The 10,886-nt window shown below is 71.4% G+C and carries 9 protein-coding genes; 5 read left to right on the top strand and 4 right to left on the bottom strand.

Annotated elements, in window-relative coordinates:
• Positions 1 to 61: 61 nt before the first annotated feature.
• A complete protein-coding gene (locus tag ACIQOV_RS10320; protein WP_401047072.1) occupies positions 62 to 1,795 on the bottom strand; it encodes an ABC transporter ATP-binding protein in 1,734 nt (577 codons plus the stop codon).
• A 306-nt stretch (positions 1,796 to 2,101) separates the two neighbouring features.
• On the opposite strand from ACIQOV_RS10320, the gene ACIQOV_RS10315 reads away from it, so the two are divergent.
• The 3 genes from ACIQOV_RS10315 to ACIQOV_RS10305 are packed head-to-tail and all read left to right on the top strand — an operon-like array spanning position 2,102 to position 5,909.
• Positions 2,102 to 4,024 (top strand): AMP-dependent synthetase/ligase, encoded by a 1,923-nt coding sequence (locus tag ACIQOV_RS10315; protein ID WP_380542275.1) that lies wholly within the window; start codon positions 2,102 to 2,104, stop codon positions 4,022 to 4,024.
• A gap of 57 nt (positions 4,025 to 4,081) precedes the next feature.
• Positions 4,082 to 5,311 carry a radical SAM family heme chaperone HemW gene (gene hemW, locus ACIQOV_RS10310; RefSeq protein ID WP_401047069.1) on the top strand — a complete coding sequence of 410 codons (1,230 nt, stop codon included), beginning with the start codon at positions 4,082 to 4,084 and terminating at the stop codon, positions 5,309 to 5,311.
• A gap of 40 nt (positions 5,312 to 5,351) precedes the next feature.
• Positions 5,352 to 5,909 carry a Uma2 family endonuclease gene (locus ACIQOV_RS10305; protein ID WP_401047066.1) on the top strand — a complete coding sequence of 186 codons (558 nt, stop codon included), beginning with the start codon at positions 5,352 to 5,354 and terminating at the stop codon, positions 5,907 to 5,909.
• Positions 5,910 to 5,915: 6 nt separating this feature from the next.
• Here the strand turns inward: ACIQOV_RS10305 and ACIQOV_RS10300 are convergent, their stop codons facing one another.
• From ACIQOV_RS10300 to htpX, 3 genes are read right to left on the bottom strand one after another with little or no spacing between them, the layout of a single operon-like run.
• Positions 5,916 to 6,743: a DUF3097 domain-containing protein gene (locus ACIQOV_RS10300; protein ID WP_401047064.1), complete on the bottom strand. Its 828-nt coding sequence runs from the start codon at positions 6,741 to 6,743 to the stop codon at positions 5,916 to 5,918.
• A 31-nt stretch (positions 6,744 to 6,774) separates the two neighbouring features.
• Positions 6,775 to 7,359 (bottom strand): hypothetical protein, encoded by a 585-nt coding sequence (locus ACIQOV_RS10295; protein WP_380542287.1) that lies wholly within the window; start codon positions 7,357 to 7,359, stop codon positions 6,775 to 6,777.
• 32 nt (positions 7,360 to 7,391) lie between these two features.
• The gene (htpX, locus tag ACIQOV_RS10290) at positions 7,392 to 8,312 is read right to left on the bottom strand and encodes a zinc metalloprotease HtpX (protein WP_401047062.1); all 921 of its coding nucleotides are present in this window, start codon (positions 8,310 to 8,312) and stop codon (positions 7,392 to 7,394) included.
• Between the two features lie 289 nt (positions 8,313 to 8,601).
• On the opposite strand from htpX, the gene hrcA reads away from it, so the two are divergent.
• Positions 8,602 to 9,636: a heat-inducible transcriptional repressor HrcA gene (gene hrcA, locus ACIQOV_RS10285; RefSeq protein ID WP_359903053.1), complete on the top strand. Its 1,035-nt coding sequence runs from the start codon at positions 8,602 to 8,604 to the stop codon at positions 9,634 to 9,636.
• A 75-nt stretch (positions 9,637 to 9,711) separates the two neighbouring features.
• Positions 9,712 to 10,851: a molecular chaperone DnaJ gene (gene dnaJ / locus ACIQOV_RS10280; RefSeq protein WP_380542290.1), complete on the top strand. Its 1,140-nt coding sequence runs from the start codon at positions 9,712 to 9,714 to the stop codon at positions 10,849 to 10,851.
• Positions 10,852 to 10,886: the final 35 nt, after the last annotated feature.

The following is a 10,886-nucleotide window of genomic DNA, read 5'->3' as shown; positions in this document are numbered from 1 at the left end:
GTGTCCGTGGGGGCGCCGCCGGGGGCCTGCCCCTTGTCCAGGTCGGGCTTTCCGGGCGTGGTCACGCCGCCTCCTGCTCGGTGAGCTGGGAGAGCACGATCTCCCGGTACGTCGGGTTGTCGGCCATCAGCTCGTGGTGGGTTCCGGTGCCGACGACGGCGCCCTCGTCGAGGACGACGATCCGGTCGGCGTCGCGGATGGTGGACACGCGCTGGGCGACGATCAGGACGGTGGCGTCGGAGGTCTCGCGGGCGAGGGCCTTGCGGAGCTTGGCGTCGGTGGCGTAGTCGAGCGCGGAGAAGGAGTCGTCGAAGAGGTAGACGGATGGCCGGCGGACCAGGGTCCGGGCGATGGCCAGGCGTTGGCGCTGGCCGCCGGAGACGTTGCCGCCGCCCTGGGCGATGGGGGCGTCGAGGCCTTCGGGCAGCTTCTCGACGAACTCCTTGGCCTGGGCGATCTCCAGGGCGTGCCAGAGCTCCTCGTCGGTGGCGTCGGGCCGGCCGTAGCGGAGGTTGCTGGCGACGGTGCCGGAGAAGAGGTAGGGCTTCTGCGGGACGATGCCGACGTTCTCGGCGAGCGCGGCGGGGGCGAGTTCGCGGACGTCGACGCCGTCGAGCAGGACCTGGCCGGAGGTGGCGTCGAAGAGCCGGGGGACGAGGCCGAGCAGGGTGGACTTGCCGCTGCCGGTGGAGCCGATGATCGCGGTGGTCTCGCCGGGGCGGGCGGTGAGGTCGATGGCGCGCAGCACCGAGGCCTCGGCGCCGGGGTAGCGGAAGTCGACGTCGCGCAGTTCCAGGTTGCCGCGGCGCAGCACCTTCTGGACGGGCTCGGTGGGCGGGACGACGCTGCTGTGGGTGCCGAGGACCTCCTCGATGCGTTCGGCGCAGACCTCGGCGCGCGGCACCATCATGAACATGAAGGTGGCCATCATGACGCTCATCAGGATCTGCATCAGGTAGGAGAGGAACGCGGTGAGCGCGCCGATCTCCATGGCGCCGCTGTCGATGCGGTGGGCGCCGAACCAGAGCACGGCGACGCTGGAGACGTTCACCACCAGCATGACGGTGGGGAACATGATGGACATCAGCCGGCCGACCTGGCGGGCGACCTGGGTGAGGTCCTCGTTGGCGTCGGCGAAGCGGGCCTGCTCCTGGTCGTCCTTGACGAAGGCGCGGATGACCCGGATGCCGGTGATCTGCTCGCGCAGGACCCGGTTCACGGTGTCGATCCGCTCCTGCATGCTGCGGAACCGGGGGCGCAGCGCGCGGACCAGCAGGACCACGACGACGCCGAGCGCGGGGATGACGGCGAGCAGCAGGCCGGACAGCGGGACGTCCTGGTTGAGCGCCATGATGATGCCGCCGACGCACATGATCGGCGCGGCGACCATGAGCGTGAAGCTCATCAGGGCGAGCATCTGGACCTGCTGGACGTCGTTGGTGGTCCGGGTGATCAGCGAAGGGGCGCCGAACTGGCCGACCTCGCGGGCGGAGAAGCTCTGCACCCGGTCGAAGACGGCGGCGCGGACGTCCCGGCCGAAGGCCATGGCGGTGCGCGCGCCGATGAAGACGGCGCCGACCGAGCACAGGGCCTGGAGGACGGTGACGGCGATCATCACCCCGCCGACGCGCAGGATGTAGCCGGTGTCGCCCTTGACCACGCCGTCGTCGATGATGTCGGCGTTGAGCGTCGGCAGGTAGAGCGCCGCGAGGGTGGACACCAGCTGGAGCAGTACCAGCAGGGTGATCGGTCGGGAGTACGGGCGCAGGTACGCCCTCAGCAATCTGATCAGCACTAGCACACTCTTGTCGTCGCCGGTCGGGTTCGCACCCCAATTCTCCGTGTTCTGTAGCGTCGTACAGGTCATTCGGCGTGCGGGAGCCGGAGGTTTGCCGGGCCTTTGCCGAACGGACGGGTCCGGCACCGGTGGCGCGGGGGCGTGCCGTCGGGCGCTGCCCTCTTACGGAATGACCGGTTTCCCCCTAGGCTGCTGATTGCCCCTTTGTTACTGACCGGTACCGTTCAGGTGAACCGGGGCCCGGCGACCGCCCCCACGGACGCCGCGACAATCCAGACGGCCACCCGCCCCCGGAGGTCCTCGTTGAGTTCCGCGCAGTCCCTGATCGGCTCCGGCAGGTCCGACCTCGTCGCCGGGCGTCCGGCCTCCGTCGCCCACCTGTTCCTGGAGCGGGTCGCCCTGACCCCGAACGCCGAGGCCTACCGCTACCCCTCGCCCGTGGACGAGCAGGCCGCCGACGGCGCGCCCGGCGCCGAGCAGTGGCGTTCGCTCACCTGGGCGCAGACCGCGACCCGGGTCAAGGCCGTGGCCGCCGGCCTGATGGCACTCGGCATCCACCCCGAGGACCGGGTGGCCCTGGCCTCCTCGACCCGGCTGGAATGGATCGTCGCCGACCTCGGCGCCATGTGCGCGGGCGCCGCGATCACCACCGTCTACCCGAGCACCAACGCGGACGAGACGGCGTTCATCCTCTCCGACTCCGGTTCCCGGGCGCTGTTCGCCGAGAACGCGGCCCAGCTGGCCAAGGCCGTCGAGCAGCTCGACCAGCTGCCCGAGCTGCGCACCGTGATCCTCTTCGACGCGCCCGCCGAGGCCCCCGAGAGCGCCGGCCTGGAGCTGCTCACCCTCGCGGAGCTGGAGGAGCGCGGCGCCCGGTACCTGGCGGAGCACCCGGACGCGGTGGAGAAGGCCGTCGACGGGCTCGACAAGGAGCAGCTGGCCACCCTCATCTACACCTCCGGAACCACCGGCCGCCCCAAGGGCGTGCGCCTGGTGCACGACTGCTGGGCGTACGAGGGCCGGGCGCAGGAGGCCAGCGGACTGCTGGGCCCCGACGACGTGCAGTTCATGTGGCTGCCGCTGTCGCACGTGTTCGGCAAGACGCTGATCTCCGGGCAGATCGCCACCGGGCACGTGATGGCGGTGGACGGCCGGGTGGACCGGATCATCCACAACCTGCCGGTGATCCGGCCGACCATCATGGCCTCGGCCCCGCGCATCTTCGAGAAGGTCTACAACGGCATCGCGGGCAAGGCCCGGGCCGAGGGCGGCGCCAAGTACAAGATCTTCCTGTGGGCGGCCAAGGTCGCCCGCGAGCACGCCCGGGCGGTCCAGGAGAGCCGGGTGGCCACCGGCACCGAGACGGCCCCGCTGGGCCTGCGGGCGCAGCACGCGCTCGCCGACAAGCTGGTGTACGCGAAGATCCGGGCGGCCTTCGGCGGCCGGCTGCGCGGTGCGGTCTCCGGCAGCGCCGCGCTCGCCCCGGAGATCGGCTACTTCTTCATCGGCGCCGGCGTGCCGATCCTGGAGGGCTACGGCCTGAGCGAGACCAGCGCCGGCTCCTGCGTCAACCGCGCGGAGGACGTGCGGATCGGCACGGTGGGCCGCCCGCTGCCCGGCACCGAGGTGCGGATCGCCGAGGACGGCGAGATCCTGCTGCGCGGCCCGGGCGTCATGCGCGGCTACCACAACCTGCCGGAGAAGACCGCCGAGGTGCTGGAGTCGGACGGCTGGTTCCACACCGAGGACATCGGTGAGCTCACCCCGGACGGCTTCCTGCGGATCACCGACCGCAAGAAGGACCTGTTCAAGACCTCCGGCGGCAAGTACGTGGCGCCCAGCGAGGTCGAGGGCAAGTTCAAGGCGGTCTGCCCGTTCGTCAGCAACATCCTGGTGATCGGCAACGGCCGCAACTTCTGCACCGCGCTGATCGGCCTGGACGAGGCGGTCCTCCTGCCGTGGGCCGCCGAGCGCGGCCTGGCCGGCAAGAGCTACGCCGAACTGGCCGCCGAGCCGGCCGTGCACCAGCTGATCGAGGGCTTCGTCAAGCGGGTCAACGCCGACCTCCAGCGCTGGCAGACGATCAAGAAGTTCCACCTGCTGCCGCGCGACCTGGACATCGAGCACGGCGAGCTCACCCCGAGCCTGAAGATCAAGCGCCCGGTGGTCGAGCGGACCTACGCGGACGCCGTGGCGGCCATGTACGCGGGCGCCAACGAGGCCTGAGCCGCCCCGCCCCGTACGGCTCACCCGAACGGGTGCGCCGTACGGGACAATGGGCTCATGCCCTCCGCACTCCCCGACGGCGATCCGGTGCCGTCCGACGGTTCCCTGCCCGCGCACGCCCTCGACGGGCTGGGCGACCGGCCGTTCGGCTTCTACCTGCACGTCCCGTACTGCGCCAGCCGCTGCGGCTACTGCGACTTCAACACCTACACCGCCACCGAGCTGCGCTCCTCCGGGGCGGTCGCCTCGCAGGACACGTACGCGGACAACGTGGTCGCCGAGATCCGCCTCGCCCGGAAGGTGCTGGGGGACACGGACCTCCCGGTGCGGACCGTCTTCCTCGGCGGCGGCACCCCGACCCTGCTGCCCGCCCGCGACCTGGTGAAGATGCTCGCCGCGATCCGCGAGGAGTTCGGGCTCGCCGAGGACGCCGAGGTCACCACCGAGGCCAACCCGGAGTCGGTCGACCCGGCGTACCTGGCCGAACTGCGGGAGGGCGGCTACAACCGGCTCTCCTTCGGCATGCAGAGCGCCCGCCCGCACGTCCTGAAGCTGCTCGACCGCCACCACACCCCGGGCCGCCCCGAGGCCTGCGTGGCCGAGGCCCGCGCGGCCGGCTTCGAGCACGTCAACCTCGACCTCATCTACGGCACCCCCGGCGAGTCCGACGACGACTGGCGGGCCTCCCTGGACGCCGCCATCGGCGCCGGGCCCGACCACGTCTCCGCGTACTCGCTGATCGTCGAGGAGGGCACCCGGCTCGCCGCCCGGGTCAAGCGCGGCGAACTGCCGATGATCGACGACGACGTGCACGCCGACCGCTACCTGATCGCCGAGGAGGCGCTCGCCGCCGCCGGCTACTCCTGGTACGAGGTCTCCAACTGGGCCACCGCCCCCGAGGGCCGCTGCCGCCACAACGAGCTGTACTGGACCGGCGCCGACTGGTGGGGCGCCGGCCCCGGCGCCCACAGCCACGTCGGCGGCGTCCGCTGGTGGAACGCCAAGCACCCCGCCGCCTACGCCCAGGCCCTCGCCGAGCAGCGCACCCCGGCGCTGGCCCGCGAGGTGCTGGCCGAGGAGGACCGCCGCGTCGAGCGCATCCTCCTGGAGCTGCGCCTGGTCGACGGCATCCCCCTCGACCTGCTCGCCGACACCGGCCGCAAGGCGGCGGACCGGCACCTCGCCGACGGCCTCCTCGCCGCCGGTCCCTACGAGCAGGGCCGCGCCGCACTGACCTTGCAGGGACGGCTGTTGGCCGACGCGGTGGTACGTGACCTGGTGGACTGATTGTCGTTAACGTGGTGTCAGCCGTCGGAGGGAGAGCGCCATGACCGCCATCGATGATCGGATGACCGGGATCTTCGAGAACCTGGAGGTGCCGGAAGGCGTCAAGGCCGAGCTCATCAGGGGGGAAATCGTGATGATGGCCGGGCCTGACATGGTCCACAACCTCATCGTCCTGGCGATTCAGCACCAGCTTCCGTACGGTCGGTGGCGCCCTCTCACCACGCAGGACCTGGGGATCCCCGGCCAGGCCAGCGAACCTCAGCCCGACCTGGTCGTCTTCGAACGCGGGGCGGTCGAGGAGCACGGACGGCTACTGCCGTCGCCGGCGGTCTCCCTGGTGGTCGAGGTGGTGTCGAAGACCAGTGTCGACCGCGACTACCGGACCAAGCGGGAGCTCTATGCCGAGGGCACTGTCCCCGCGTATCTGATCGTCGACCCGATCAAGGGAGTGTGTGTGCTGCTGACCGAGTTGGGTCAGGAGCCCGGCTCCGGTCTCCCGAGGTACATGTCCGAGCGGACCAGTAAGTTCGGCGAGCCCGTCCCCATCGAGCTGCTTGAAATCAATCTGGACACCACGGACTTTCAGAAATACGTCTGACCGGCCTCACTCCGGCAGGGCCGTGAAGTCGATCAGCTCCTCCACCCGGCCCAGCAGTTCGGGCTCAAGGTCCCTGTAGCTGTTCACCTTCGACAGGATGTGCTTCCAGGCCGCCGGGGTGTCCACCGGCCAGCCGAGGCGGCGGCAGGTGCCCTCCTTCCAGTCCTCGCCCCGCGGGACGGCGGGCCAGCCGGGGATGCCCACGCTGGAGGGCTTCACGGCCTGCCAGATGTCGATGTAGGGGTGGCCGGCGACCAGCACCGAGTCGCCGGTGACCTGGGCGGCGATGCGGTGCTCCTTCGTCCCCGGCAGCAGGTGGTCGACCAGGACGCCGAGGCGGCGGCCGGGGCCGGGGGCGAAGTCGGCGACGATCGCGGGCAGGTCGTCGATGCCGCGCAGGTACTCGACGACGACGCCCTCGGTCCGCAGGTCGTCGCCCCAGACCCGCTCGACCAGCTCGGCGTCGTGCCGGCCCTCGACGTAGATCCGGGACTCGCGGGCGACCCGGGCGCGGGCGTTCGGGACGGCGACGGAGCCGGAGGCGGTGCGGCCCGGCGTCCGGGCGGGAGCCGGGCCGGCCGGGCGGACCAGGGTGACGGCCCGGCCCTCCAGCAGGAAGCCGCGCGGCACCAGCGGGAACACCCGGTGCTTGCCGAACCGGTCCTCCAGGGTGACGGTGAACCCCTCGGCGGTCTTCTCGCAGCGCACCACCGCCCCGCAGAAGCCGGTCGCCGCCTCCTCGACCACCAGGTCCCGCTCGGCGGGCACCTCCGGGGCGGGCTGCTGCTTCTTCCACGGCGGGGTCAGGTCGGGTCCGTACTGGCGGCTGCGCATACGGGTGATCATAGGGACGGCGGACGGTGTGTCAGAGGCCCGGCGCGCCCCAGACCGGGAACCAGCGGCTCAGGTCCTTCTCCAGCCGCAGGTCGTTCCCCAGCATCGCGTTGACCTGCAGCTCCAGTGGGCTGTTGCGCTTCTCCCCGCCGCCGGGCATCGGGGCGAAGGGGTAGAACGTCCCGCGCTTGTAGAGGTAGACCAGGGCCAGCGACCGCCCCTGCGGATCGCGGAAGCCGACCAGCGAGCAGAGCAGCTGCGGCCCGAAGCCGTTCGCCTCCAGCTCGCTGTTGACCGCGTGCAGGTCGTTGACCAGCTCCGGCAGCTCCTCGGGCCGGTGCCGGGCGAGCAGCCAGGAGTAGCCGTAGTCGTCCTTGGAGGCCTCCACCGGGACGCCGCCGCGCTCGGTGTCGGCGTCCAGCAGGGCCCGGACCTGCTGCTCGACCTGGACGAAGGCCGCACCCTCGACGGCCGCGAAGCAGACCGAGCCGAGCCCGGTGGGGGTGAACCCGGCCCCGGCCTCCAGGGTGAGCGCGGCGGACGGCACGCCGAACAGCTGGTCGAGGTCGGGTTTGACGGGCTTGGTGCGGCCGAACAGGGTGTCCAGGATTCCCACGGCGGTCCTTTCGCGTCAGGGGCTCGGCGGGTTCAGCGGCCGAGCTGCTCGGAGATCCTCGCCAGCTGCTCCAGCCGCTTCTCCAGGCTGGGGTGGGTGGAGAACAGCTGCGAGGCGGCCTCCCGGGCGCTCAGCGCGGGGGCGAAGTAGAAGGCGTTGTACGGCTGCGCCTGGCGCAGGTCCTTGCTGGGGATGGCCGCGATCTGCCCGGTCACCTTGGTGAGCGCCGAGGCCAGGGCGCTGGGCCGGCCGGTGAGCTGGGCGGCGGCCCGGTCGGCGGCCAGTTCGCGGTAGCGGGAGAGCAGCCGGGTGAGCAGGAAGCTGATCGCGTAGACGACGATCGACACCAGCGGGATGATCAGCGCCAGGATGGCGGCGTTCTGGTCGTTGTTGTTGCGCCCGCCGCCCATGAAACCGCCGTACACGGCGATCCGGGTCATCGCCCCGGCGAGGACGCCGAGGAACCCGGCGATCGTCATCACCGCGACGTCCCGGTGGGCGACGTGCGACAGCTCGTGCGCGAGGACTCCCTCCAGTTCCTCCGGTTCCAGCCGGCGCAGCAGCCCGGTGGTCACGCAGATCACCGCGTTCTGCGGGTTGCGGCCGGTGGCGAAGGCGTTCGGCATGTCGTTGTCGGCGACCGCCACCCGCGGTTTGGGCATGTCGGCCAGGGCGCAGAGCCGGTCGACGGTGCCGTGGAGTTGGGGGAACTGTTCCGGGGACACCTGGTGGGCGCCCATCGCCCGTTCGGTGATCTTGTCGCTGAACCAGAACTGGGCCACGAACAGCCCGCCGGAGATCAGGACGATCAGTGGCCAGGCGCCGCGCAGCAGCGCGATCAGCAGGCCGGTGAAACCGACGTACAGCAACCCGATCACGAACATCGTCGCGACCATGCGGCCGGTCAGGCCGCGGTCGGGCGCGAAACGGGTGTGCTGGCCCGAGCTCGACATCGCTTGCTCCTCCGTTCGCCGTCGCTTTCGATGCTGCCACCCGGACGGCCTCCCGGCACCACCCCGGTGCCGGGAGGATCGAACCGCCGGGGCCCCGCGGGCCGTGTCCGGAACTGCGGGGAGGATCACGCCCCTCGGGCCGTTCCTGCCGTGGGACCCGGGCCTTACACTGGCAGGTACGGTTCTGGCACTCGTAGGTTCAGAGTGCCAAGACCGGGGGCCTCCCGGAGCGGCCCGCAGCAGCGAGGGACACAGTCGGACAACGTGCGAAGACGGAGGTGCGTGCCCCATGGCCGGTGAGGTCCGCCAGCTGGACGAACGCAAGCTCGCCGTACTCCGCGCGATCGTGCAGGACTACGTGGGCACCGAGGAGCCGGTCGGCTCCAAGGCCCTGGTGGAACGGCACAACCTCGGGGTCTCGCCGGCGACCGTCCGCAACGACATGGCGGCGCTGGAGGAGGAGGGCTACATCCACCAGCCGCACACCAGCGCCGGCCGTATCCCGACCGACAAGGGGTACCGCCTCTTCGTCGACAAGCTCGCCGAGATCAAGCCGATGAGCGCCCCCGAGCGCCGGGCCATCCGGCACTTCCTGGACGGCGCGGTCGACCTGGACGACGTGGTCGCCCGCACCGTGCGGCTGCTCGCCCAGCTGACCCGGCAGGTCGCGGTGGTGCAGTACCCCTCGCTGACGCGCTCCACCGTCCGGCACATCGAGCTGGTGGCGCTGGCCCCGGCCAAGGTGATGCTGGTACTGATCACCAACACCGGCCGGGTCGAGCAGCGGATGGTCGACTGCCCGGGCTCGGTCGGCGAGACGGTGCTGGCGGACCTGCGGGCCCGGATCAACGCGAGAGCCGCCGGCCGGCGCCTCCCGGAGGTCCCGGGGCTGCTGGAGGAGCTGCCGGCGCTGTTCGAACAGGCCGACCGGCCGACGGTCAGCACGGTCCTGGCGACCCTGTTCGAGACGCTCGCCGAGCAGAACGAGGAGCGGATCATGCTGGCCGGCACGGCCAACCTGACCCGTTTCGGGCACGACTTCCCGCTCACCATCCAGCCGGTGCTGGAGGCCCTGGAGGAGCAGGTCATCCTGCTCCGCCTCCTGGGTGAGACCGCGGACGCCGCGATGACGGTCCGGATCGGGCGGGAGAACGCCTATGAAGGGCTGAATTCCACCTCGATCGTTTCGGTCGGCTACGGTTCGGGCGACGAGAGCGTGGCGAAACTGGGTGTGATCGGTCCGACCCGGATGGACTACCCCGGCACAATGGGGGCGGTGCGAGCGGTGGCGCGGTACGTGGGCCAGATCCTGGCCGAGTCCTAGCAAGGGCCACCGTTAGAATTTCAACGGTGGCGTCCAGTCGCAGCACTACTACAGGCGGAACAAGCGGAGCATTTGGTGGCCACGGACTACTACGCGGTACTCGGCGTCCGACGGGATGCGGGGCAGGACGAGATCAAGAAGGCGTTCCGGCGCCTGGCACGCGAACTGCACCCGGACGTCAACCCGGACCCGAAGACGCAGGAGCGGTTCAAGGAGATCAACGCCGCCTACGAGGTGCTCTCCGACCCGCAGAAGCGTCAGGTCTACGACCTCGGCGGGGACCCGCTGTCCCCGGGCGGCGGCGGTGCCGGCGGCTTCGGCGCCGGCGCGGCGGGCTTCGGCTTCTCCGACATCATGGACGCCTTCTTCGGCGCCGCGGCCGGCCAGCGCGGCCCGCGCTCGCGCACCCGCCGCGGCCAGGACGCCATGATCCGGCTGGAGATCACCCTGGAGGAGGCCGCGTTCGGCACCACCAAGGAACTCCAGGTCGACACCGCCGTCACCTGCACCACCTGCAGCGGCGAGGGCGCGGCCCCCGGCACCTCGGCGCAGACCTGTGACATGTGCCGCGGCAAGGGCGAGGTCTCCCAGGTCACCCGGTCCTTCCTGGGCCAGGTCATGACCTCCCGCCCCTGCCCGCAGTGCCAGGGCTTCGGCACCGTCGTGCCGACCCCGTGCCCGGAGTGCGCCGGCGACGGCCGCGTGCGCGCCCGCCGCACCCTGACCGTCAAGATCCCGGCCGGGGTCGACAACGGCACCCGGATCCAGCTGGCCGGCGAGGGCGAGGTCGGCCCCGGCGGCGGCCCGGCCGGCGACCTGTACGTCGAGATCGCCGAGACCACCCACGCCATCTTCCAGCGGCGCGGGGACGACCTGCACTGCACCGTCACCATCCCGATGACGGCGGCCTCGCTCGGCACCCGGGTGCCGCTGCAGACCCTGGACGGCCTGGAGGAGGTCGACATCCGGCCCGGCACCCAGTCCGGCCAGTCGATCCCGCTGCACGGCCGGGGCATCACCCACCTGCGCGGCGGCGGCCGGGGCGACCTGATAGTGCACGTCGAGGTGAAGACGCCCACCAAGCTCGACGCCGAGCAGGAGGAGCTGCTGCGCCGCCTCGCGGTGCTGCGCGGCGAGGAGCAGCCGTCCGGCCAGTTCGCGCCGGGCCAGCAGGGCCTGTTCTCCCGCCTGAAGGACGCCTTCAACGGCCGGTAGTCGTCCGCGGAGGGGTGTCGGGGGATCCCGGCACC

The sequence above is a fragment of the Kitasatospora sp. NPDC091257 genome, assembly GCF_044757675.1.
Classification (GTDB): domain Bacteria; phylum Actinomycetota; class Actinomycetes; order Streptomycetales; family Streptomycetaceae; genus Kitasatospora; species Kitasatospora lactacystinica.
The sequence above is the reverse complement of the archived record's forward strand: the minus strand, read 5'-3'. Positions and strand labels throughout refer to the sequence as shown.

Bases quoted from the DNA above. Each gene is read 5' to 3' on its own strand.
- ACIQOV_RS10300 (WP_401047064.1), bottom strand. From the start codon at position 6,743: ATGCGCAGCCGCCAGTACGGACCCGACCTGACCCCGCCGTGGAAGAAG.
- ACIQOV_RS10305 (WP_401047066.1), top strand. From the start codon at position 5,352: ATGACCGCCATCGATGATCGGATGACCGGGATCTTCGAGAACCTGGAG.
- htpX (WP_401047062.1), bottom strand. From the start codon at position 8,312: ATGTCGAGCTCGGGCCAGCACACCCGTTTCGCGCCCGACCGCGGCCTG.
- hrcA (WP_359903053.1), top strand. From the start codon at position 8,602: ATGGCCGGTGAGGTCCGCCAGCTGGACGAACGCAAGCTCGCCGTACTC.
- hemW (WP_401047069.1), top strand. From the start codon at position 4,082: ATGCCCTCCGCACTCCCCGACGGCGATCCGGTGCCGTCCGACGGTTCC.